The organism is Pseudoalteromonas lipolytica (assembly GCF_900116435.1).
Taxonomy (GTDB): Bacteria; Pseudomonadota; Gammaproteobacteria; order Enterobacterales; family Alteromonadaceae; genus Pseudoalteromonas; species Pseudoalteromonas lipolytica.
Genome location: NZ_FPAZ01000013.1, coordinates 1 through 23,990 on the forward strand (window position 1 = coordinate 1; position 23,990 = coordinate 23,990).

General features: G+C 42.7%; 22 protein-coding genes and 2 pseudogenes. 11 read left to right on the plus strand and 13 right to left on the minus strand.

The annotated features are described in order from the left end of the window. The first annotated feature begins 104 nt into the window (after positions 1–104). The 8 genes from BM378_RS14020 (at position 105) to BM378_RS14055 (ending at position 11,250) form a co-directional block, all read left to right on the plus strand. Positions 105–1,052, plus strand: coding sequence for an IS30 family transposase (locus BM378_RS14020; RefSeq protein ID WP_074989424.1), 948 nt, complete (start codon positions 105–107; stop codon positions 1,050–1,052). A 34-nt stretch (positions 1,053–1,086) separates the two neighbouring features. Then, positions 1,087–1,914, plus strand: a complete 828-nt coding sequence (locus BM378_RS14025) for a site-specific DNA-methyltransferase (RefSeq protein WP_218158196.1) — start codon at positions 1,087–1,089, stop codon at positions 1,912–1,914. A 10-nt stretch (positions 1,915–1,924) separates the two neighbouring features. Continuing rightward, entirely contained in the window at positions 1,925–5,002 is a 3,078-nt protein-coding gene (locus BM378_RS14030; RefSeq protein WP_074989425.1) for a type III restriction-modification system endonuclease, read from the plus strand. A gap of 72 nt (positions 5,003–5,074) precedes the next feature. Next, on the plus strand, positions 5,075–5,929 hold the full coding sequence (locus BM378_RS14035; RefSeq protein ID WP_024024115.1) for a restriction endonuclease: 855 nt from the start codon (positions 5,075–5,077) through the stop codon (positions 5,927–5,929). A 94-nt stretch (positions 5,930–6,023) separates the two neighbouring features. Further along, positions 6,024–8,174 carry a MobH family relaxase gene (mobH, locus tag BM378_RS14040; RefSeq protein ID WP_074989426.1) on the plus strand — a complete coding sequence of 717 codons (2,151 nt, stop codon included), beginning with the start codon at positions 6,024–6,026 and terminating at the stop codon, positions 8,172–8,174. Between the two features lie 48 nt (positions 8,175–8,222). After that, a complete protein-coding gene (gene traD / locus BM378_RS14045; RefSeq protein ID WP_074989427.1) occupies positions 8,223–10,058 on the plus strand; it encodes a conjugative transfer system coupling protein TraD in 1,836 nt (611 codons plus the stop codon). A 9-nt stretch (positions 10,059–10,067) separates the two neighbouring features. Then, the gene (locus tag BM378_RS14050) at positions 10,068–10,628 is read left to right on the plus strand and encodes a conjugative transfer protein (protein WP_074989428.1); all 561 of its coding nucleotides are present in this window, start codon (positions 10,068–10,070) and stop codon (positions 10,626–10,628) included. Continuing rightward, positions 10,615–11,250 carry an IncC plasmid conjugative DNA transfer DtrJ family protein gene (locus BM378_RS14055; protein ID WP_000033753.1) on the plus strand — a complete coding sequence of 212 codons (636 nt, stop codon included), beginning with the start codon at positions 10,615–10,617 and terminating at the stop codon, positions 11,248–11,250. Before BM378_RS14050 ends, BM378_RS14055 begins: the two co-directional genes overlap by 14 nt. A 26-nt stretch (positions 11,251–11,276) precedes the next feature. Here BM378_RS14055 and BM378_RS14060 read toward each other — a convergent pair whose 3' ends face one another. Then, a complete protein-coding gene (locus BM378_RS14060; RefSeq protein ID WP_074989429.1) occupies positions 11,277–11,864 on the minus strand; it encodes a P-loop NTPase family protein in 588 nt (195 codons plus the stop codon). A gap of 287 nt (positions 11,865–12,151) precedes the next feature. Between BM378_RS14060 and traL the strand changes: the two genes are divergently transcribed. Then, a complete protein-coding gene (gene traL, locus BM378_RS14070; protein ID WP_074989430.1) occupies positions 12,152–12,433 on the plus strand; it encodes a type IV conjugative transfer system protein TraL in 282 nt (93 codons plus the stop codon). A 132-nt stretch (positions 12,434–12,565) separates the two neighbouring features. Further along, positions 12,566–13,219, plus strand: a complete 654-nt coding sequence (locus BM378_RS14075) for a HEPN domain-containing protein (RefSeq protein ID WP_074989431.1) — start codon at positions 12,566–12,568, stop codon at positions 13,217–13,219. A 58-nt stretch (positions 13,220–13,277) separates the two neighbouring features. On the opposite strand, the gene BM378_RS20435 is transcribed toward BM378_RS14075, so the two are convergent. From BM378_RS20435 to BM378_RS14140, 12 genes and pseudogenes are all read right to left on the minus strand, one after another. Further along, on the minus strand, positions 13,278–14,033 hold the full coding sequence (locus BM378_RS20435) for an OmpA family protein (RefSeq protein WP_074989432.1): 756 nt from the start codon (positions 14,031–14,033) through the stop codon (positions 13,278–13,280). Beyond that, the gene (locus BM378_RS14085; RefSeq protein WP_074989433.1) at positions 14,030–16,144 is read right to left on the minus strand and encodes a coiled-coil domain-containing protein; all 2,115 of its coding nucleotides are present in this window, start codon (positions 16,142–16,144) and stop codon (positions 14,030–14,032) included. Before BM378_RS14085 ends, BM378_RS20435 begins: the two co-directional genes overlap by 4 nt. Beyond that, on the minus strand, positions 16,144–17,427 hold the full coding sequence (locus BM378_RS14090) for a hypothetical protein (RefSeq protein WP_143104588.1): 1,284 nt from the start codon (positions 17,425–17,427) through the stop codon (positions 16,144–16,146). The genes BM378_RS14085 and BM378_RS14090 overlap by 1 nt, the downstream gene beginning before the upstream one ends. Continuing rightward, the gene (locus tag BM378_RS14095) at positions 17,424–18,338 is read right to left on the minus strand and encodes an ATP-binding protein (RefSeq protein WP_083422919.1); all 915 of its coding nucleotides are present in this window, start codon (positions 18,336–18,338) and stop codon (positions 17,424–17,426) included. The genes BM378_RS14090 and BM378_RS14095 overlap by 4 nt, the downstream gene beginning before the upstream one ends. Positions 18,339–18,546: 208 nt before the next feature. Further along, positions 18,547–19,254 (minus strand): annotated as a pseudogene (locus tag BM378_RS20790) (IS3 family transposase); the annotation flags it as partial. Between the two features lie 255 nt (positions 19,255–19,509). After that, positions 19,510–19,942, minus strand: a pseudogene (gene eexR, locus BM378_RS14110) (entry exclusion protein EexR). A 54-nt stretch (positions 19,943–19,996) separates the two neighbouring features. Beyond that, on the minus strand, positions 19,997–20,530 hold the full coding sequence (locus BM378_RS14115) for a FlhC family transcriptional regulator (protein ID WP_000566753.1): 534 nt from the start codon (positions 20,528–20,530) through the stop codon (positions 19,997–19,999). Then, positions 20,527–20,826, minus strand: a complete 300-nt coding sequence (locus BM378_RS14120; protein ID WP_000210563.1) for a flagellar transcriptional regulator FlhD — start codon at positions 20,824–20,826, stop codon at positions 20,527–20,529. The genes BM378_RS14115 and BM378_RS14120 overlap by 4 nt, the downstream gene beginning before the upstream one ends. After that, complete coding sequence (locus BM378_RS14125) at positions 20,823–21,371, minus strand: lytic transglycosylase domain-containing protein (protein WP_074989436.1); 549 nt, start codon at positions 21,369–21,371, stop codon at positions 20,823–20,825. The genes BM378_RS14120 and BM378_RS14125 overlap by 4 nt, the downstream gene beginning before the upstream one ends. Next, positions 21,358–22,020, minus strand: a complete 663-nt coding sequence (locus tag BM378_RS14130) for a DUF6475 domain-containing protein (RefSeq protein WP_074989437.1) — start codon at positions 22,018–22,020, stop codon at positions 21,358–21,360. The genes BM378_RS14125 and BM378_RS14130 overlap by 14 nt, the downstream gene beginning before the upstream one ends. Then, positions 22,007–22,876 carry a hypothetical protein gene (locus BM378_RS14135; RefSeq protein WP_074989438.1) on the minus strand — a complete coding sequence of 290 codons (870 nt, stop codon included), beginning with the start codon at positions 22,874–22,876 and terminating at the stop codon, positions 22,007–22,009. Before BM378_RS14135 ends, BM378_RS14130 begins: the two co-directional genes overlap by 14 nt. Positions 22,877–22,931: 55 nt before the next feature. Then, on the minus strand, positions 22,932–23,183 hold the full coding sequence (locus BM378_RS14140; protein ID WP_000451746.1) for a helix-turn-helix domain-containing protein: 252 nt from the start codon (positions 23,181–23,183) through the stop codon (positions 22,932–22,934). A 117-nt stretch (positions 23,184–23,300) separates the two neighbouring features. Between BM378_RS14140 and BM378_RS14145 the strand changes: the two genes are divergently transcribed. Then, a complete protein-coding gene (locus BM378_RS14145) occupies positions 23,301–23,948 on the plus strand; it encodes a LexA family protein (RefSeq protein WP_074989439.1) in 648 nt (215 codons plus the stop codon). Positions 23,949–23,990 lie beyond the last annotated feature (42 nt).

Consider the following 23,990-nt stretch of genomic DNA (forward strand, 5'->3'; position numbering starts at 1 on the left):
CCCGAATTCAGATAATAAGTGCACCACTCATGGTTAAACGGTGAGAAGAGATCAACTGCCTGTTGGTGGTACTCTGTAATCGCCAAAAAACAAGAGTAGATACCATGAGTTACAAGCAGTTGATCGAAGGGCAAAGATACCAGATTGAGGCCTACTTACGCGAGGGTTTTAGCTATCGAGAGATAGGGAAAAGGCTAAAAGTGAGCCACAGCACTATAAGTCGTGAAGTTAGGCGCAATAGTACTCGAAGTCATTACTTGCCTGAGGTTGCACATTCAAAGGCATGTAAACGAAAACATCTAGCTGCCAAGTATTCCATGCCAGCACTTACAATTGCGTTCGTTGAGTTTGGATTGGAGCAAAAATGGAGCCCTGAGCAGGTTGCGGGTGTAAGCAAAATTATCGGGCATCCTGTGAGTCATGAATGGATTTATGGCTATATTCAAAAAGATAAATTGAGTGGTGGCAAGCTATACAAACATCTGCGACAAGGGCACAGACGTTATCGTAAAGGCAGCCGAAGCAAACGTGTCATCATCCCAAATCGTGTTGGCATTGAACATAGACCTGCGATTGTTGACACTAAGACACGATTTGGTGATTGGGAAGCGGATACAGTACTTGGCAAGCATGGTACGGGAGCAATCGTTAGTTTAGTCGAGCGTACAAGTAAGTTTTACCTGATACGCAAAGTGCCAGCAAAAAGTGCAGCGCAAGTGAGCAGAGCAATGATAGGTATGCTGTGGCGCTATCGACGCCATGTTCATACGATAACCGCAGACAACGGGAGTGAGTTTTGTGAACATGAGCATGTTTCAGACAAGCTAAAAACCGACATCTACTTTGCTAACCCCTACTCATCATGGGAAAGAGGGTTAAATGAGAACTTTAATGGCTTGTTGCGTCAATATATTCGCAAAGGCACTGATTTACGAACGGTGACAGATAAGCAAATTGCGCACATAGAAAAGGCGCTCAATGCGAGGCCGAGAAAATGTCTAGGGTTTAGGCAACCAGCGGTAATATTCGATGAATTACGCAAAGCAGCCTAATTTAGCGAGTGGTGCACTTCGGACTTGAATTCGCGTGGAGTTAACCACCACAGGTGCTGGTACATATATTAAGTCTCTATTTGAGCTGGATAATTCACCTTTTTCCGCGCCAAAGAATATTGGTTTTATTAAAATGCTAATATCTTTACTTGATGGCGATGATTTTACTGTGCTTGATTTTTTTGCAGGTTCTTCTTCAACTGCTGATGCTTTAATGCGGTTAAATTCACAAGACGGTAAAAATCGAAAGTTCATAATGGTTCAATTGCCAGAAGATCTAGATGAGTCTCTTGAGAGGGTATCATCTCCTATAGAGAAGAAAGTAATCAAAAGTGCGATTTCAATCTGCAAATCTTTATCCAAAGAACACTACTTGACCGAAGTTTCTAAAGAACGCATTCGCCGAGCTGGCACCAAAATATTAGAGGGCGAGTGCCACCAAGACTGGAATAAAGACGTTGGCTTCCGAGTGCTTAAAGTTGATACTTCCAATATGGCAGATGTGTACTACTCGCCAGATCAAGTTACTCAGGGTTCGTTAGACTTATTGGTAGATAATATTAAACCAGACCGCACTGATGAGGATTTACTCTTCCAGGTACTGCTTGATTGGGGCGTCGATTTAACCTTGCCAATTAGAAAAGAAACGATTCAAGGTAAATCGGTATTCTTTGTCGATGATGATGCGTTGGTGGCCTGTTTTGATCTGCGTATAAATGAAGCTTTGATTAAAGAGTTAGCCATAAAAGAACCACTTCGCGTAGTGTTCCGTGATGACGGCTTTGAGTCTGATGCAGTAAAAATCAATGCTGAGCAGATTTTCAAGCAAGTGTCGCCGCATACTGAAGTTAAAGCGATATAAGGGGGGGAGCATGAAGTTAAAGTTCAAAGTCCAACCTTATCAAACTGTTGCCGTTGAATCGGTTGTTGACTGCTTTGCGGGGCAACCTAATACCTCCGGCGTAACCTACCGAATCGACCCTGGTGTTGCCAAAGATAAATTTGGTAATGCTGGCTGGGATATGAGCGACCAAGACGGTTTTAAAAATGCTGAACTCGCGATCACTGAATCGCAGTTATTGCAAAATATTCATGGTGTGCAAAGTAGACAGAATCTCCCGGTTTCAGAAGCGTTAGTCAGCAATGCTAGCTCTAAGATTAATCTCGATGTTGAAATGGAAACCGGTACTGGTAAGACATATTGCTACATCAAAACCATCTTTGAGATGAATAAGCGCTATGGCTGGAGCAAATTTATTATCGTTGTGCCTAGCATCGCCATTCGTGAAGGTGTTTACAAGTCGCTGCAAATCACAGGTGAGCATTTTGCTCAGAGTTACGACGGTAAAAAGGCACGGTTTTTTATCTATAACTCAAAACAATTGCACCAGTTAGAGAGTTTTTCTTCTGACAGTGGCATCAATGTGATGGTCATCAATATTCAAGCCTTTAATGCGTCAGGAAAAGACAATCGACGTATTTATGAAGAGTTGGATGACTTTCAGTCTAGGCGTCCTATTGATGTTATAAGTGCAAACCGTCCAATCCTGATTTTGGATGAGCCGCAGAAGATGGAAGGCAAGAAGACATTAGATGCCTTAGCCAAATTCAAACCACTGATGGTACTTCGATATTCGGCCACGCATAAGACAACACATAATAAGGTGCATCGCCTGGATGCGCTTGACGCTTATAACAATAAGCTGGTTAAGAAAATTGCAGTTCGTGGTATTTCAGTAAAAGGCTTGGCGGGAACTACAGCCTATCTATATCTGGAATCCATCGAGATCTCGAAAAAAATGCCAGTGGCTCGCATTGAGATCGAAGTTAAACAACAAAATGGCATTAAACGCATACCCAAGAAGGTCACTAAGGGCGATAATCTTTTTGATCTTAGTAATGGTCTGGACCAGTACCGTGATTTTGTGGTTACTGATGTCAACGCGATTAACGACACGGTTGAATTCAAAAATGGCCATGTTTTAACCGCGGGCGATGCCACGGGAGACGTGACCGAAGAGACCATTCGCCGAATACAGATCCGCGAGACAATTAAAGCGCACCTTGAAAAAGAAAAAACACTTTTTAACCAGGGTATAAAGGTTCTCTCTCTCTTTTTTATTGACGAAGTCGCAAAGTATAGAGACTACTCTCAAGCCGATGAAAAAGGTGATTATGCTCGCGTCTTTGAAGAAGAGTATTCCTTGCTTGTACAGGAGTATCTTGATGAGTTGCCTCTTTTACCAAGTGAGCAGACTGATACCTATAAAGCCTATCTATCGGCCATTGAAGGCTCTAGAACGCATAATGGTTACTTCTCAATTGATAAGAAATCAAATCGCCTTCAGAACCCCGGCTTTAAAGTCCGTGGTGAAGATGCCGGGCTATCAGACGATGTAGATGCCTATGATTTGATTTTAAAAGATAAGGAAAAGTTACTTTCGTTTGTAGAGCCTACTCGATTTATCTTTTCACACTCGGCCTTGCGCGAGGGGTGGGATAATCCAAACGTATTTGTCATGTGTATGTTGAAACACAGCGACAATACTATCTCTCGTCGTCAAGAAGTTGGACGTGGTTTACGTCTGGCCGTCAATAAACATGGTGACAGACAAGATCATCCGGCAACTGTGCATGAAATTAATGTCTTGTCGGTGATTGCAAGTGAAAGCTATAAAGACTTTGTCACGAATCTGCAAAAAGAGATCAGCGAGTCTCTTTCAGCGAGACCTAGAAAAGCAGATGAAGCTTATTTTACGGGTAAGACAATTACAACGGCTGATGGACCTGTAGAAGTAACACCTGTAATGGCTAAGCAAATTTATAAGTATTTGCTTAAAAATGATTATACCAATGAAGCTGACGATTCAATTGCGCCATCATTCCACCAGGCTAAGGCTAGTGGACAGTTAGCGCCAATGCCTATTGAGTTAGAGCCTTACCGAGAGCAAATATTGACTCTGATAGACGGCGTTTATAGTGAAGCGCAATTGCCGGGTGTTGGTGATGATCGTAAACCTAAAAACAATCCGTTGAATGCTAATTTTGATAAGAAAGAGTTTCAGGATCTTTGGCACAAAATCAATCGCAAAGCGGTTTATAAGGTTGATTTTGATTCGTCTGAGTTGATTAAAAATTGTATTCGAGTACTCAATAAAGAACTTAAGGTAACGCCTCTTCAGTACACCATTCAAGATGGTGTTCAATTGGATGGCATTACCGACGAACAACTCAAAGCTGGACAAAGTTTCAAGGTGAAAAACACTGAGACTGAAACTCATCAATCGAGCATTCATTCTGCTGTTCGTTATGACTTGGTTGGTAAGTTGGCTGAAAATTGTGTGCTGACTCGCAAAACAGTCGCCGAAATTCTGATGGGTATAGAACCTGTAGTATTTGCACAATTTAAGCAGAACCCTGAGCATTTTCTAGCTGAAGCTTCACGCCTTGTGAAAGAGCAAAAGGCATCGGTGATTATCGAGAAGCTATCATATGATCCAACTAACGAATCTTATGATGTTGATATATTTACGGCTGAGCAAAAAATTACAGATATGACAAAAGCCGTTAGTGGCGTTAATAAACATATTTATGATTATGTTGTCGTTGATTCACAAGGTATTGAACGAGACTTTGTTACCGAACTTGATACAAGCAAAGAAGTCGTGGTTTATGCAAAACTGCCTCGTGGTTTTCTGATACCGACGCCTGTTGGCGACTACAACCCTGATTGGGCTATTTCTTTCAAAGAAGGAAGTGTTAAACACATTTACTTTATTGCTGAGACTAAAGGAACGATGTCTTCGCTTGAATTGCGTGGCATAGAAGATCGCAAGATTGAATGTGCTAGGAAATTCTTTGAAAAAATTAATGCAGAGATCACGAGTGAAAACGTCAAATATGATGTTGTAACGAGTTACTCGAAATTGATGGAAGTCGTAAGCGGCTAGATATTAATGTCACAATATGGGCTGCCCTTTCTAGAATGGGAAGCCTATTTTTGATTTTGGATAGGATCTTTTATGGTTACTTTTGACCAGCTGATGCAGCCACTCATCATCGCCCTGAACAATCTTGGAGGCTCAGGCAGTATTGATGAAATATACGAGGAGGTCGTGGAGCTAGAAAAGTTTGATGAGCAGACTCTAGCCGTATTGCATAACCCCGAAAAGAGCAGCCAAACGGAGGTTGGTTATCGATTGGCTTGGGCGAGAACCTACCTCAAAAAAGCAGGATATCTTGAGAATTCATCAAGAGGCGTCTGGGCTTTGACTGATAAAGCCAAGCAAAATGCTAAGCTGGATAGTCGAGAGATTGTGAACTTTGTCAGAGAACTTGACCGAAAGCCTGGGGGGTCAAAAAGTTCTTCTTCAGAGCCAGAGCTTTCGTCTGATGATTCACCAGAAGAAGCTATGGCTTGGCGTGAAAAGTTACACCATGTACTCATTGAAGAAATGAGCCCTGATGCTTTTGAGCGGTTAACACAGAGGTTATTGAGAGAATCAGGCTTCATTCATGTTGAAGTGACTGGTCGCACGGGGGATGGTGGTATCGATGGCAAAGGAATTGCCCGAATCAATGGTTTGATGAGTTTTCATATTGCCTTTCAGTGTAAAAAATACAAAGGCTCAGTTGGGGCACCAGAAATCCGAGATTTCAGAGGGGCAACAGTAGGACGTGCAGATCGTGGGATGTTTATAACAACTGGCAGCTTTACAAAAGCAGCCATTGAAGAAGCCAACCGTGATGGTGTTGCTCCGATTGACTTGGTTGATGGTGATCAGTTAGCCGATAAGCTCAAAGAACTTAGTTTAGGTGTTAAAACAGAGTTGGTTGAAAAAGTAACAGTTGAACCAGACTGGTTTTTAAGTCTTTAGCTCTATCATAGCTACAGATAAGTGCAAGTTTCTTGCGACTATCTAACAACCTAATTGCTAGTGAACCTTCACACTATCGTGTCGGAGGTTCACTATGTTCAAAAACCTATTTTTTCAAACCAAAGCACTATCAGAGCTTTCATCGCAACTGGATGCAGACATTCCACGCTATCCGCCATTTCTGAAGGGGTTGCCAGCTGCGTCACCCGAGGATTTGCAGTCCACACAAGACGAGTTAATTGCCAAACTGCGCCAGGTACTTGGCTTTAACCTGCGTGATTTTCAAAGGCTGATTCAGCCCTGCATTGATCATCTGGCTGCTTATGTTCATTTGTTGCCAGCTTCTGAGCATCATCATCACAGTGGCGCTGGTGGTTTATTACGTCATTCGTTGGAAGTTGCTTTCTGGGCTGCACAAGCTGCTGAAGGGATCATCTTTGTTGCCAGTGGCACACCGGTTGAGAAAAAAGAGCTAGAGCCAAGGTGGCGTGTTGCAGCGGCTCTTGGCGGTTTGTTCCATGATATTGGTAAGCCAGTTTCAGACTTGTCCATCACAGACGAAGATGGACGCTATCAGTGGAACCCTTTTTTAGAAACCTTATCCCAGTGGACCACAAATAACAGCATTGAACGCTATTTCATTCGCTGGCGCGACGGACGGTGCAAGCGGCACGAGCAATTTTCAATTCTGGTTTTAAACCGGGTGATGACACCTGAGCTGCTCGCCTGGTTAACCCAGCCGGGCCCTGAGATTTTGCAAGCCATGCTGGAGGCAATTGGCAATACCGATCCCGAGCATGTTCTTTCTAGATTGGTCATTGAAGCCGACCAAACCAGTGTCCAGCGAGACCTGAAAGCTCAACGAATTTCCGTTGACGACAATGCTCTTGGTGTCCCAGTTGAACGCTATCTACTTGATGCCATGAGGCGATTACTTGCCAGTTCCCAGTGGCTGGTCAATCAACGAGATGCCAGAGTTTGGATACGAAAATCGAATCAATCAACCCATCTTTACTTGGTTTGGAAAAGCGCGGCTAAGGACATCATTGAGTTATTGGCCAAAGACAAGATACCTGGCATCCCAAGAGATGCCGATACCCTTGCGGACATCCTCATTGAGCGAGGATTGGCCACTAAATCCGCCTCAAATGAGCGATATGAAAGCCTTGCCCCTGAAGTGCTGATCAAAGACGACAAGCCAATCTGGTTAGGCATGCTGCATATAGTTGAGGCCGATTTATTGTTCAGCTCGAATGTACCAAGTGGTGTGACACTGTTTAGTAAACCTGAGTGGGAAGCAACACAGCAAACACAAGCAGAGCCACAGAGTCGTTCCTGTGAGCAGCCAGGCTTGTCTGAAGCGTCATCATCAATCGAACATAGCAGTTCGGCTGAGTCGCTATCGACAAAATCGTCCGAACAAGATGATGAACTTCGTCATGCCAGTGATGTTAGTAACCCCCAGGCAACTGAAAATGCTCCAGGTGATGAATGCGAAAAGCCTAACAATTCATATGATGGCGCTATCTCAAATAACGTAAACCAGCACGATACAGAAGCATTGAATCTCCCTGAATCTTTGGCGTGGCTCCCAGAGGCCAGCAGTGCGTTGGTTATGGTTGGTGAACAGATACTGATCCGCTATCCCGATGCCGTAAGACCTTGGTGTGCCCCCCGAAAACTGCTTGCTGAACTCAGTCGATTAGATTGGCTTGAACTAGATCCGGCAAACCCGACGCGTAAAGCCAGAACTGTGACTACAAATGATGGAGTTCAGGAGCAAGGATTACTGCTGAAAGTATCGATTTCTAAAGGGCTAACTGCACAGATTGACCTCTCCAAACAAGATGCAGAACCGGCGGCAGCAATTCAGAACGAAGAGGCTTCACAGCGTCCGAGTCGAACTGAGACAACCAGTGCCCAAGCAAAAGAGCTCGCCACAAGAGCGGAGCGTAAGCAAAAGCCGATTGCGCCCAATGCGAACTCAAGTACAGACCTCAAACACGCGCAGCGGCAACAGATGGTTAATTTTGTGAAAGATTTGCCCATCTTACTGACCGATGGCGATTACCCAGACGTGGATCATAGTGCCGATGGTATTCGCGTCACGATTCAAACCTTACGCCAAGTCGCCAATGAGCATGGCATTCCAGCCGGACAGCTGCTTCGGGGGATCTCGGCCAGTGACCAATGCCAGTTTGATGAGGGGGAAACGGTTCTGTTTACCGCTCACGCTGAACGTTAATCCATTTGAAATTAATCGGATTGCAAACGGTTATTTTGCGGAGCATGAATGAAAGAAAACGCATATGAGATGCCTTGGCGCACGAATTATGAAGCCATGGCAGCAGCAGGTTGGCTAGTTGGTGCAACAGGGGCGATTGCCGCAGAAATGCTGACGGAGCTACCACCTGAGCCATTTTGGTGGATGACAGGGATTTCCTCGGGCATGGCGTTTTACCGCCTGCCTGAGGCTTATCGTCTTTATAAATTGCAGAAGGGACTAAAAGGAAAACCATTGGCTTTTATGGCGCTGTCGCATTTGCAAAAGGTGATGGCAAAACATCCTGATGAATTGTGGTTAGGTTATGGCTTTGAGTGGGACCAACGCCATGCCCAACGCGCTTATGAAATTCTAAAAAGGGATAAGCAAACCTTACTTAACCAGGGGCACGCCTCTTATCGAAAGAATAGCCAAATGGGTTCGACCTGGATTCATGGTGTTGAGCCCAAAGAAGACGATGTGTACCAGCCAGTTGGTCACACTGAGGGGCACACCTTAATTGTCGGTACGACCGGTGCGGGAAAAACCCGATGCTTTGATGCGATGATCACCCAGGCCATTTTGCGTAATGAAGCCGTGATTATTATTGACCCCAAGGGAGACAAAGAGCTTAAGGATAATGCACAGCGAGCCTGTATTGCGGCCGGTAGTCCAGAGCGCTTTGTGTATTTTCATCCGGGGTTTCCAGAGCATTCAGTACGTCTTAATCCCTTGAGGAACTTTAACCGGGGCACTGAAATTGCCAGCCGAATTGCGGCATTAATTCCATCCGAAACCGGTGCTGATCCATTTAAAGCCTTTGGCCAAATGGCACTGAATAACATCGTGCAAGGCTTGTTGCTTACTTCTCAGCGTCCTGATCTGAAAACACTGAGGCGATTCTTGGAAGGTGGCCCGGAAGGCTTGGTAGTAAAAGCCGTCACAGCCTGGGGGGAGCAGGTGTATCCGAACTTTAGTGTGGAGATCAAGCGCTTTACCGAAAAGGCCAATACCTTGGCTAAACAAGCCATGGCGATGCTGCTTTTCTACTACGAACGCATTCAGCCTGTTGCCGCCAATACCGATTTGGAGGGGCTATTGAGCATGTTTGAGCACGATAGAACCCACTATTCAAAGATGGTGGCCTCACTGATGCCGGTGCTCAATATGCTCACATCAAGTGAATTAGGCCCACTGCTATCACCGATTGCAAACGATGTGGATGACAGCCGGTTAATTACGGATTCTGGCCGTATTATCAACAATGCCCAAGTGGCGTATATCGGCTTGGATTCATTGACCGACGCCATGGTTGGCAGCGCCATCGGTTCGTTGCTTTTATCGGATCTCACCGCCGTGGCCGGTGACCGCTATAACTATGGTGTTGATAATCGTCCCGTAAATATCTTCATCGATGAGGCGGCTGAAGTCGTCAACGATCCCTTCATTCAACTGCTCAACAAAGGCCGTGGCGCAAAAATGCGTTGTGTGATTGCTACTCAGACCTTTGCTGACTTTGCCGCTCGTACAGGCAGCGAAGCTAAGGCTCGCCAGGTGTTAGGTAACATCAACAACCTGATAGCCCTTCGGGTGATGGATGCCGAAACGCAGCAGTACATTACCGACAATCTGCCTAAGACTCGGTTGCAGTACATCATGCAAACTCAAGGTATGTCGTCAAACTCGGACAGCCCCGCGTTATTTTCCGGCAATCATGGCGAGCGCTTGATGGAGGAAGAAGGCGATATGTTTCCACCGCAGTTATTAGGCCAGCTTCCCAACCTGGAGTACATCGCCAAGCTTTCAGGTGGCCGTGTGATTAAAGGTCGCATTCCTATTTTAACCAGCTCTACACAGGCAGCATAAGGAGTCTGTATGCATCATTCTGTCTGTCTGAAAATGACAACACTTACCAGTAAAGAAATGCTCGCTCAGTGGCAGCAACATAACCCTCAGTTCAAGGAAGCTTTAAGACTGCTTGAAACCGATTGGCCTCACGCTTTGGCTTCAGTGCACTGTTTGGCGGACTATTTAACGGATGCGCTCACGTTAGATGGCCATTCCATCTTTGATTTGTGTCTGTGTAATGGCTTGGGCAGTTATGAAGAAGTCAGTTGTGATGATGACAGTGTGCGCCTGTGGCATTTCATTGAGGCACTGACTTGGACTGCCGCCAGTGCTTTAACGGGGATTCGCCTGCGTGATCCTGACCATTTCGAGTGGGCCGCTGTGGATGGTGTCTATTTCCACACCTGGATGCGTAATCGTCCGAATCGGATGGCGTATTTAGCTGAAGGACGCATCGATGTGCGTTATGAAAGTGGTCATACGACGACAAAGCGGCTTCAACAAGTGATTAAAGCCCGGATTATGACGCCAACCGTTGCAGCCATGCTGGCGCGAGTAGAAGAGGATGTTTGGCATGAGCAAGCATAAGTCGGTTTGGCTGCTGTGTCTGGCACTGATGCTAGAGATTATTGCCATTGGCGTGTTAGTGCCCGGTGATTGGACTGGCCGGGTTATTAGTAAAGAGAAGCAGATGATCCAAAATCAATTGGGCGCACAAACAAGCTATTGGATTGGTCAAACTAGCCATGGCTGGTATCAATCATGGGTTGTGGATACGCAGATGGAGCAATCTGTGCGTGATTTTCTAATCCCCACTGAAGAGCAGCGACTGCGCTCTAAAGGGATGGAGAACATGGGAGGCTTTTGGTTTGTCTGGGTAGAAGACCGTATTCAGGCATTTTTTGATGTGTTGTACCAAGTGTTCACTCGATTTGCTTTACTGATGGTCTGGTTGCCCTTTGCGCTTATTCTCATGTTACCGGCGTTGTGGGATGGCTTAATGACCTGGAAGATTAAGAAGACAACCTTTGATTTTTCGAGCCCTATCATTCACCGCTACAGCATGATTATCCTGGGCTCAGGTGTCATTTTGCTGTTTATGGGATTGTTCGCCCCGCTGGCTATTCCACCGGTGGTGTTACCGTCGCTGATAATCGGTTTAGCATTGATGGCGGGGTTGGCGTTAAGCCACTTGCAGAAGAAGATATGAGGCCTGTCAGGCCTCATCTTGTAGAGCTAAAACCTCACGCCTACGGTATTGCCGTTCTCGTCTTCAGCAGGCAAATGGTAAGTATCAATAAGGTGGCCTTGAAGCCAAATATATTGCGGCATCCAAAAAGAGTACTGTCGTATAAGAGCCAATACTTCTTTTATCGGTTTGTTTGCATGAGGCTCGGCAAGACGGAAGTACATGAATGAGCAATAATCTCGAAAATACTCATGAAGCTCTGAATCCGATAGCGTTTCTTTTAGCGGCCTGTTTTGTTCGTCGTCCTCATCAGGGGAATTGGCATAAATTTCCAATAGCTGCTTTTCAGTGAGCATCTCCAAGAAGTGGTCTGCAATTAAAACCCCATCACTGGTATCGACATCCATACCATCTTTGACATCAAAAGCCATGACACATCCTGAAGATAACGCCACTTCTGATGGTTTCAGTGCGTCATTAGCTTGTACAACCTGATGCCAATGATTAAAACCAACAGAGTTTGCAATTTCATCGAGTGCTTGAGTGTGTGGAATAGATTTTTCACGTTTAAGCTTTCGTGCTTTTTGCTTTAAACGTTCAACCGTGGCAGAGGAAATGATTTTAGTAATTTGCATTGAGTTTCTCCTATTAGCGAATACGGTGCCCACTGCCGAGGTCGCAGAAAAACCTAAGCAAAAAATAAATTTGATATGCATGTCGTCCCGTCCGGGTTTGCTAAAGTGGGCAGCTGGTCTCGACACGACCAATATCCTCATCATATCAACCGCATCAAAAAGATCAATTGTTAGTATTGTCTGAGTAGAACCCTCAAAACCTTCAAAAATTCGGCATCTAGCTGACCACCGAACCTGCCAATCCCAAGGCATTCTTCACTTCTCAATTCAAACAACGAGGAGTGACTATGGAACCTGTGAGTATTCCATCCTATATCGATGACCCGCCGCACTTCCTGCTTTGGAGTGCCGATGAGATGGCTCCCATTCTGTTGGGGCTAGTGATCGGCATTTTTACCGGTAATGCTTTGGTTTTATGCCTATTGGGGTTGGTAACAACCAAGCTCTATCGGCGTTTTCGTGATGGTCGCCCAGATGGTTTTATTCTTCACGCCATCTACTGGCCCGGACTGTTGCCAACCAAGGCCAAGACGATCCCTAACCCATTTATCAGGAGCTATCTGCCGTGAAGTTCGACGTGTCACTATAACGGTCTGTACGACACCATGTGTCACATGTCGGCATCTGTGCTTAATCATGAACATGATATCGTGGTATGATGCTCTGCATAATAAGACAAAAAATTAGTATCGGATCATACAATGAATACATTTTCAGCATTAAAGCAACGCCATCGTGACGAGCGTGATAATTACCCATCAGCATTGGCTTTAAGAACTCACCGAGCGTTGAGCTGGCTAAAAAAAGCAGAAGAATGTTCTGATGACGATTCTAAGTTTACATTTTTATGGATCGCTTTTAACTCAGCGTATGCACAAGACTTCGAGCAAAAAAACAACTATGGAGAGCGTGGGCTTTACCAAGAATTCTTGGCAAAACTTGTTGAACTTGATTCAGAGAAGCTATTAGACAAAATCGTATGGGAAAACTTTTCAGGTGCAATCCGAGTAATCCTCGGGAATGAGTTTATTCTCGAAAGCTATTGGAGTTACCAGTCAGGTAGAATTACAGAAGAACAATGGAAAGAAGTACGTAGCAAAGCTAAAGTCACAGCTAACGTAGCTCTTGGACAGAATGATACCGCTTTAGTTCTATCAATCGTGTTTTCACGACTTTACACTCTGCGGAACCAGATAATTCATGGTGGTGCAACCTATGGCAGCTCTGCAAACCGCCAACAATTAAAAGACTGTACATCTCTACTTGAACAAATTATTCCTACAATCATCATGATTATGATGGATAACAGCCAAGAGCTGTGGGGTGACCCTGTTTATCCATTCATCGATAGTTAGTAAAAATAATTAATAGCCTCCTTGAGGAGGCTATTAAATGTTATTGTGTAAGAGTTGATTAATTTACATTATCTAAAATGAATCTCACCTCAACTCGCCTATTTTTTGAACTTGATGGATTTAACACATCAATCGGTGTTGATGAACCAAAGCCTGCAACTACAATTCTATTCTCATTATCGTTGTCACTACCACTCAACAATAACTTTCTCGCTTCCCTAGCTCGTGCAGCGGACAAAGTATAATTATCATCATAAACAGTGCAAAACTTATCTATATCGAGAACTGGGTTCTTAACAGGCTGATTATCCGTATGCCCCTCAATATATACCCTTCCAGAAGGGAATTTAACAAAAAAAACTTCTATAGCCTTATTTAACTCAGGCAAAATATTACTTGCTTTTCTGTTAATACATGCGCTTCCGCTTGAAAAGACCCCATCTTTCAGAGTTATCTTGGATTCTTCAACGTCAAAGTTCAAAAATCGTCTAGAATCTTTAGAGATAATGGTTCCCTTTAGCTCATAAAGCATTTCATCGAGCTTTCTTTTTTGCTCAGCACCTAACTTGGCTGCTTTATCGAGAATGTCAAATTCATGAAGTTGTTCCATGTTTTCAGAAATTAACGACTTTAATCTATTCTCGGTCTTTACTTGCTCTTCGATTTGACTTTTTAAATCACTGATCTCACGATTCATGACCGTTTTATCGATAGCCGCTTTTATTGAAGAAACTATGAAAAACAGCATAACTACAGCCATAACGCCAGTCATCAAGTCAGAAATTGCTACCCATTCATTTGGCTTATCTTTCATGCTGGTACAACATCATTTCTAATATTTTTTGTCGATAACTCTTCGATGCTTAAGGATATAGATTGTAAAGAATCACTCATCCCCCTTAACTCTCTATTATTTAATACAAGATCGTTGGATATTTTTTCTAAAGAGTTGATCGATGAAAGAGCCTCTTTAATTTTGGTTGGTTGTAATCTACGTTCTTCATTTGCCATTTTGTAATAATCACTAACAGATTTTCTTAATTCCTTAATTTCATTCAGTTCAGATTTATTTTCATTACTATCTCTCAACAAACCAATTAGAACTGAAATTTTTTCAAGGGATTGCTTCTGACCATTTTCTAGAGATGACTTTAGAACATAACTAGTATCATTGTTTCTTTTGATTTCAGAACAAATCGCATTTAATTCTGACAATAGCAACTTATTTTGTTCATAGGATTCAGTAACCGTTGAGCTTATTGATTTATATGCTTGATTTAGAGATTTAACCTCTTTACCACTTCTCGACACAGCACTAAGTCCACTTTGAATGCTTTCTTTCAAGTCGGTAACTAATGCTGTTACTTCTTCCATAGTTTCATTCAATGTTTGGCTTGATAACTGGAACTCAGCGCTGGATTTTTGTTGAATCTTCAATGAGTCACTGATTGAGGATTTGACTGTCGCCATTGTGGCCTCAACACTTTTAGCATTACTTTTTACAGCGTTAGAAATCTCATGTGTTGAACTACTCATATCCTGCGCCATAGTAGACATCGAGTCCGTAAAAGTATTACTCATGTTTGAGATTGTTCCATCGAGATCGGTAGACACTTTATTCATAACCTTACGGATATTATTTTCAAAATTACCTACAGCAGATGATAATTTGCTAGCACCTTGTTGTATTCCAACAGAAGCTTTTTCCATTCGTTCACTAGAAACACCTAAAGTCGTTAAACTCGATTTAGTTGATTGAGAGAACTCTTTCATCTGTTTTGAACTTTCTTGTGTTGCTGAAGCTACTCGTTCAAAGTCTTTGCTAATTTTTTGTAGATTTGCTTCTGTTTTTTCACTAGAATCCTTAAGTTGGAGTACTATTTTTTCTGAAGATTCTCGGGAGGCAACTCCTATACCTGATAAGCACTGTGTAATATCTTGGAAGCCTTGATTAACAGAATCTAAGTGCTCTTTGCCATTTGTAACTAAACTTTTCTCTAGGTTTACAATCTCAGAAACAACTTTATGGCTAGTTATAGCATTCTGCTTTTGCATATCTAAACATTCAGATTTAAATTCGAATAAACCTGATACAAGATCATCTAATTTTTCATTGTTAGTTTCAGACTCTTGAACTAATTTTTCATTTAAATGGCTAAGGTTACTAAAAACATTAGATAATAAAGCGCTCAATTGCTTGAACTCTGAACCTAGCTCTATATTTTGTAGGTGCGTTTTTTCAATAACTTCAAGGTTTTGCTTCATAACCAAAGCCTGTTTTTCAAAACCATCAAGTAAAACGGAATTAATGTTATCACCTAGTTTTTCAGATGCTGTAATCGTTTGGTCTAAGCGTAGAGATTCGTGTTTACTTCGCAAATCATTTTTAATTGCATTGTCTTCTTTAATCTTTGCAGCACACCAATCAAGGCGCTTCTTATCTACTTGAGAAGCCCCATTGATTACTCTTAATATGATAAAGCCTGAAATGCCCCAGATAGAAGCTTTAAACTTCGTCCCTAAGCCAGTCATCATGCCATTAAGCTTGGTCATAATATCATCGTAATTTTGACCAGATAAACCACCTTTACCACCAATGATTTCTGAAGCATCATTCAGTGCGATACCGAGACCAAGAAATGTACCTAACAATCCAATCATTAATAAAAAACTTGGCATAGATTCCGATAATTTTTCAGACTTAGTAGCTACAGCTTCACTTATATCATAAATTGTTCCCTGCTCTGAACCTAATAAAGAGTCATCAGAACTTAGGTTACCGTTCCAATTCTTTTCCCAATTTTTTGATTTAGCATTTATAAATAACAATGTAACCGTAATTAAAAGGAGGCCGAATATTCCAAACGAAAAAAATTTTTGCAATAGTTCACTAAAATCTGGGATAAAAAACTCTAAAAAATTCATTATGCTGTTACCTTAAGCAAACTCTGGGTTCGCTCTTTGCATGCTTCTTCAAAAATGTTTGCATAATCAAGAATCATATCTTTTTGTTCTTGTTCTAGCTCTTCCCATTGAACGCCATGTTGCAAGCAGTCAATAAGTAGCTTGCCAATTTCAGCACTATCTTCAACTAAGAATTCTAGCTCCTCCGCTTCTAGCTCCTCAACTGACTTCTCTATGGTCTGCATTAACCCTTCAGCAGCATAAACATAGCTCGCTCTCTCTCTTTTTCGTTTTGCCAATAAATCTACTCGTGAAACTTCATTTGGTACTAAAGCCTGAAGCTCTTTCAAACGAGTCATTTCTTGTTGGTCTAACTCGCTAATTATTTGTTGGTTTGTCAATCGCTTAAGCTCAATTTTTAGCTTGCTAACTTCTTTAGACTTTTCTTTCCAATCAGTTTCAAGCTCTTCAATCGTTTTATACCAAGCAGCTATCATTTCTTCAAAAACAAATGGCAGCAGGCGTTTTTTCTTTCTTTGATAAATAATCTCGTCAAGTTTTATCCCCTGCTGTTCACTCAGTGTAGGGGTTTCTGATAAAAACTCGTTAGCGATTTCAATCAAGAAAATATCATCTTCCGTAATGTTTTCGATTCTTTGACTTGTTCTGAGCGTATCTTCAATTTCAAGTAACAATTTTTGAGTTGCACGAAGCCTTAAATAATGTTCAAAGCTAAGTAGTTCACTTTTCTCAATTAAAAGGTCATGAACTTCTCGATTGACAATTCCGTAAGCATTTAACATTTTTGCAAGTGCTATGGTTTTTTCTGCCTCGGAGTTTCCTTGTGCGGCAGCTTCAGCCTCTTTAAATAGGTCTTCTCGTTCTTTCGCTTCTTTTAATTCTTGGTCATTAAAGAAGTTTTTATGAAGATCTTTTGCGAATTTTATAACTTGATCAATAGCTTTACTTATTCTCTTGCCAAGTTTTGTATTTTCAAAATTTTCGATAAAAAGCAAGCCTTTCTCAAGTAAGTTCAACCCACCTTTTAACCAAGGCCAAGGAGCCAATTCAGCAGCTTTTTTTAAAACACTTCGTACTACTGGTATGTATTGTTTGACTGTTTTCCAAACCTTTTTTGCTGAATTTACAACCGTTTCAGCTTTTTCTGCCATCCAACTTACAGCTTTAGTCGCTACTGATTTAGTAGCTTCCCATGCTTTAGACACACCAGACTTTACCGCACTAACAGTTGAGCTAACCGCACGGCTTACTCCACTACAAAAACTGCTTAACCACCCCATCACTTAGTCTCCTCGTTTTTATCTTGTTTAATACCTAAAATTGACACCGCTTTATCAATCGAGCTGTCATCATTTACTTTTCTACGTCTAACCTCTTGTAGGTTTTTCGCACTTTTCACTTCAAATAAAGATGCCATTAAAATATCTCTATTAATTTTAAATTCACTATCTTGTCTTTGGAAAACTTTAGGTAAAGAAATACGTAAACACTTTCTGATGTCCCGACCAGAGAAATTTTCACTATTGCTCGCAAGCTCTTCAATTATGTTCTCTCTAACTCCATCCAAAGGGATTTTTGGAACTAAAAATTTGTTCCAAAGCAACTTTCTAGCTGCAAAATCAGGGAGTTCAAACTCAATCTGATAACCGATTCTACTGATAAATGCAGAGTCATAGTTCTTAATGAAATTTGTTGCAAATATCACTATTCCATCAAACTTTTCTAATTCAATAAGTAAGGTAGTTCTAACGGAGTTCACCTCATTATCTGTACCTTGAGTAACATTCGATAATCGTTTACCGAGCATGGTGTCAGCTTCATCAAAAAATAATACTGCTTGCTCTTCATTTGCTAACTCAAACACTGATTGAATGTTTTTAGCACTGTCACCCATATATTTACTTTCGATATCAGCGATACCAATTTTAATAATAGGTCTACCCAATGTCCCTGCAAAAGATTCAGCTGCTAATGTTTTTCCTGTTCCTGGTTCCCCATAAAAATTAATTATTAATGATGAACCATTTGGATCTACTGACTTAAAATCCCACTCTTCATATATTTTCTTGTGAAATTTCAACTTAGCAATGCACTCCTGCAATGATAAATATGTATTTTTTGATAAAATCAAATGTTCATCAATATTATATTTTGGTCTTTCTGGCAATATAGATAGTTTATTACTTTCTTTCATCAGTTAATATTACTCTTTTCATATTCACAACAATGTATTTCCACATCTCAAACTTTATCACTAAACCCTTTCAACCACTGATCTAAGTATTTGGTTCTAACAACTGATGCGTGAACTCTGATACTTTCACTATTTTCTGTTAATATTTGATTATGTAACAGTGGTGTTTCTTTGAAATAATATTCTAAATCCTTTGAAATTGTGAACAGCCTTCGCCAGTTCTTAAGTGTCACATCGCCTGCCCAAATTTGATTCGGTGCTACCGGATTAAAGTTCTGATTAAGCAAATTATCCGCAACTGCATCTGAGTGCTTACGTTTAGTTGTCACTCTATAAGCCACACGTTGTTTAACAACTAAATTGAGCTTCGCCATTAACTTTCTAGTTTTGTAGCGCGTTATTTTAAAACCTTCTTTACGTAAGTTCTTACATAACTCACGGTAGCCTAAGCTTGCTCTGCTGCGTTTAAACAATGCTTTTGCTCTTCGGTAAAGATGTAGCTCTTCTGCCGGTATAAGCTTTGCTGGACGTGCCAGCCACGCGTAATAGCTTGAGCGATTTACCTTCATAGCAGAGCATAATTTCATAACGCGATAAGCTTGGCTATTCTCTTTGATGAACTGATACTTTACTTCATTTCTCTCGCAAAGAAGGCGCTGGCCTTTTTTAAGATCTCTTTCTCCGTTTTGAGATCTTTCACTTCTTTTCTTAGGCGTTTTAGCTCGGCTCGCTCATCTTCATTGAGTGAATTGCCAGCTTGTTGCCCTTCAAGTTTAGCTTTCCAGTTATAAATAAGTTTGGTGGTGATCCCCAAAGAGGCTGCGGCCTCTGAAACTGAATAGCCTTGTTCTGTTACCAGAGCGACTGCTTCTTGCTTAAATTCAGTTGTATAAGATTTATTTTTACGTTTTGTCATTTAACACCTCAATATTAGAACATTGTCCATTATTAAAGTGTCCGGCTCAATTAAACCAGTTCAGATGAGAGTGGCGCTTACATCCCTGACAGTGTGTTCGAAGAAGATAAAGCATTTGTGGATAAGCAGATAGCGGTGATCTCAAATGCATCGCTTGCGGGAGATTATGCTCAGAACAAATTGATTGATATTAGGGCCTATAACCAGGCATCAGGAAGGAACTAGAATTAGAAGGTAGCCAGCGTGATAGGCTGGCTACTTTTTTGGTTTTTTGGGGAGAATAGATGAGCGACCATCTGCAAATTCGTTTACCCAGTACCAATATTTTTTTTTCGCTCAGGCTTAGTTCTCGACCGGTATCTTTCAGTTGCCTTTGAAATAAACGGATTAGACCGCTTAAGCCTAAGAAAGCTAAGCCGACACAGAAAATTGCCCAACTCGCTTGCCAATATGCGATTGCTAAAAACATAGTGGTGATGGCTATAAGGCCGATGGGGTTGCAGGTCGCTTTGAATCCCAAGTAGCTGAAAAAAACGACGGTGCAGAACAGAAATGGCAAAGCCGCTAACTTGGCAGATGCCGTTAATATTTCTGATGGAAAAAAATGAGCCGCAACCAAAGTCGCCAGAAAAAGCCCCAGTGAAATAACCCAGCAGCGTGCTGGTAAAGATTTAAGTAAGTTTGTCATCATAGTACTCTCAAAGTGCACGGGCGATGCACAATCAAATCATGTATCAGCATGTTAGTTCTCAAAAAGTGCTCTAGTGGTTTGCTCGGCCATAATCTCGCACACAGGACATTTAAGCTGAATGCGCTGTTGAGATACCGTCAAATACAGACTACCGCATCGACACCGGTGTAAGGATGCAAGCTGTGATCTTAAATCACGAGCTAGAACCCAACCTTCATTGATGGTTAGTTTTTTCCAGGGGATCTCAGCTGGAAGATCTGCTTCTTCTCTTGCAACCAAGTACGCATCGTAAGCCTTCATCAAAGCATCGATATTTAATTGCTTGTAGACATTATCACCACCAATATTGACATAAAGCGCCATCAGCAGGGAGCCTTCAACTAGGGCTCTTCTGCTTTTAACAATGGCATCAGATTCTGGTAATTGACCAGGACAAGGTGACTTGCCAGTCACTTCTTTGTGCAGCCTTCTGATAATGTGGATTGGCAAACCAGTATCGAGCGCGATAATGGTTGTTCGAAATCCGTATTTAATAAGCAGCGAGGCTCGGGTAAACAGCTCACTTTTGGACAGGTTATCAATCATGCATCCCCCTTGTTGTTTAGGGTTGATAATAAATAAGCGATTCTTGGGATACCTGTGCCTTTGCTCTTCACCATCTCAATCAGTTGGCTTTGGTTACCCCTTGGTTGAAACAGCATGAATGATGAGGTCGCCACTCGTTGCAGGTCGTCAACACCGGCATTAATCAGTGCATCCACCACGTCGCGTGTAAGTCCAAAGCGCAAGACCGCCTCTTGCGGATCAATTCGCGCTAATTCACGTGCTGCGTGTAGGTACGCCAAATTTAATTGATAGAAGTCTTGTTGATTGGTTGTCATTGACGGACCTCCAGTTCATGTAAAATGTTGCGATAAATAGAAAGCACTCTTTGCCCATACCAGCGTGCACGCTCTTCGTTCCAACTGTGATAGCGGCCTAAGCCAAGCTCTAAATCGTTAGGTGAAGACTTGATTGCTTCGGCCAAAATACTGGAGCCGACGGTAAGGTTGGTGATGGGGTCTAGCAGTTCCGCCGCTGAACTCACCCGATGTCCGTGCCAATGCAAATTGATTTGCATTAGGCCAATATCGAGCTGGTATTTTTCACTCTCTTGCAGTGCTTGGTTTAACAGTTGCTCCGCTTCTGTCTGAGATTTGGCGTAGGTTGCATTTGAACCATTGCGAATTGCGTATGGCCATGGACTGGTCATGTTGAGACCGCGATGTGAGGCGGACTCAGCCAAGGCAACGGCGTAGAGCATGACTGGATCAATACCAAAGCTTTGTGCTGCTTTTTCCCACTGATAGCCCGGAAACGCATAGACTGAAGTGCTTGCGGACATGGCTATCACTAGGGCAACAGTTTTTGCTTTAATCGTTTTCATTTTTGTCCTCTAATTGATTTCCGAGAAGCGCCTGAATGGCTTTCGGGCTTATTCTTTTTAATGGCACTGCGCTAAAGTCGGCGATGCCTCTCGTATAAACTTGTGCTGCTTTTGACCAGTCGCCTACGGCAACAGGCGCTTGCATATCAAATCCTTTTTGCTGGTTCTGATGGTCTGCAATACCCTGTAATAGCCTTGGGTATTCACCCACTTCGTCCCGTAGCAAGTAAGCCTGGTAGCGTGTTAAAAACTCTTTTTGCTTAAAGGGGTATTCCCTGTCATCAACCTTGCAGAGTTCAACCCATCCACCCATGTCTGAAATCACGCGGTGGATAAGCGCATCGTCAAACATCACGGATGTCCAAGCGCCAACCTGACGAACAGCCTTGTCAACTTTGTTCCAAGCAACCATGGCTTTTGAACCTGAGTTGCCGTCGATATGCTTGATGACGTCAGCGGGCTTTGGAAAAAATTGCCCAGTATCCGGTGATTGAATATGCCGAGTCAGACCGATTCGCACTTCTTCAATGCTATAAGCACGAAGGGCTTCAAATGCGATGGATAGCAATTGTGGTGATACGCTTTTGCCATACATGGCCCAAGCTGCTCCCCAAACTTCAGCAAACTCGCGTTTATCAACCTCCTGCACTTGAACGAACCTCCCGAATACCTGGTCCGGCCCAGCTTTCAGCAATGCGGCGATTGCTTTCTTCAATATTCAATTGGTGATTGCTGCCCTTTAGGCTCGTCGATGATTGCTGTACTTCATCAATGCGAACGTACTCGTCTTCCCATTGCCGGTTTAAAAGCCAGTTATGTGGCATAGGGGTCTTAGTCCGATCTTGATACTGTAATCGGTTGTCTCGTTGCTCTTTCCAGCGTGTTAGCACTTCCAAGGCGAGTTCATGGTCTTCATTGAGGCCCATGCGTAGCCATTCTTCTTTGGCTTTCGCTTTTTTTTCTTTGCGTATTTGTACATCCCAGAAGTCTTCAAACTGTATGTGGTCAACAGTTTTAACTGTTGGTTTATTGCTTCTCTCAGAGTCATCCGACCGTTGAGAGTCCCTTACCGGGTTGCCATCAGGCATAAACAATGATGAAAATTCTTCTGGTAGCCGAGCTTGAAAAGCGGCAAGAGATTTCAAAAGCGATGCCATACCAATGAAGTCGGCAGGTACATCTTTAAGCAACCGAAAGGCTGCCTTACCTTGGTTTGGGTTTTCGATTGGGTTGTGCTTCAGAAAGCTTCGAATCAAAGTCCAACCAGATGCCTCGCAACGAATCAGGAACTGATCTTGTTCTAACTCACTTAACGCCTTGGCAACCTGTTGCTCATCCCAGTTCAAGTCAGAAGCAACGTAACCAATCGGCAGTCGAAAGCAGCCAAGCAAATTACAATGTGGGCATGTAAGCAAATACAGTCCTAGCAACTTCGCTGAGTCACTCCAGGACAAAACATTTTGCTTTAGCCAAAAGCGGGTATAGACCTTGCCATAATCACGCATGGAGGAACTCGCTTTTGTGTTTACGTAAAATGCTGATCATTATTTGCCCTTAATCCTACTGGTTACTGGCTTTCAGCTCGCTTGGGCATTCGGGATAGATGTCCGGTCTTAACTGAGATCGGGTTACCTGTCCTTGCGTAGCTTGTTCGATGGGTAAAACGAATTCAGCGGGAACACGCCCTGATTTATTCAACCAAAACCAGACGTTTTGCTGTTTTGAGTTGATGGCTCGTGCTAATGCTGATTGCCCGCCGACCAAGTCAATGGCACGGCGGAGATGTTTTTGTGTCGTGTTGAACACTTCCATACCGTCTCCTGTTACAATAATAACTGTTACAAGATTGAATGTTACAGTTTAAACTGTAGACAAGTCAACAGTTAAAATTGTTGAAAGACTACAGTTTTATTTGTAGAATGCGGGCTTATGAAAACTTTATCCGAACGACTAAACCATGCCTTGCAGCTTACTGGGGTGACTCAGTCTGAGTTGGCTCGACGCATTGGTATCAAACAGCAGTCGATCAGCCAGATTTGCTCTGGTAAATCGGCTAGGTCTCGTTACACCATGCAGATCGCGGAGGCGCTTCGCGTGAATGCTCATTGGCTCGCCACAGGTGATGGCGAGATTGGCTTGGGGGTCGGTAATGTAGAAGTAGGGCCTGATATTAAGGGAAGAATTCCTCTCATTAACTGGGTTCAGGCCGGTCATTGGACTGAAATAGCGGAGGGATTTGCCCATGAAGATGCTGAGGAGTGGCGTGAAGTTACTGGGAAAGCACATGAGGGTTGTTTCGCACTTCGCGTAAAAGGCGACAGTATGGAAAATCCAAGCGGAAAAAAATCCATACCTGAGGGAGCAGTGATCGTTGTTGATCCTGAGTTACCTTACTCTTCAGGTTCATTGGTTGTTGCGCGTTTGGATGATTCGAAAGAAGCAACCTTTAAGCAGTTGGTTATTGATGGTGAACAGAAGTACCTAAAACCTTTGAACCCGCAATACCCGGCAATACCGATCAACGGCAACTGCACCATCATCGGTGTAGTACGACAAGCTATCATCGATTTTTGGTAGCGAAGGAATTTGTGGTTTAGCCACAGTTGTTCATGAGCTGAA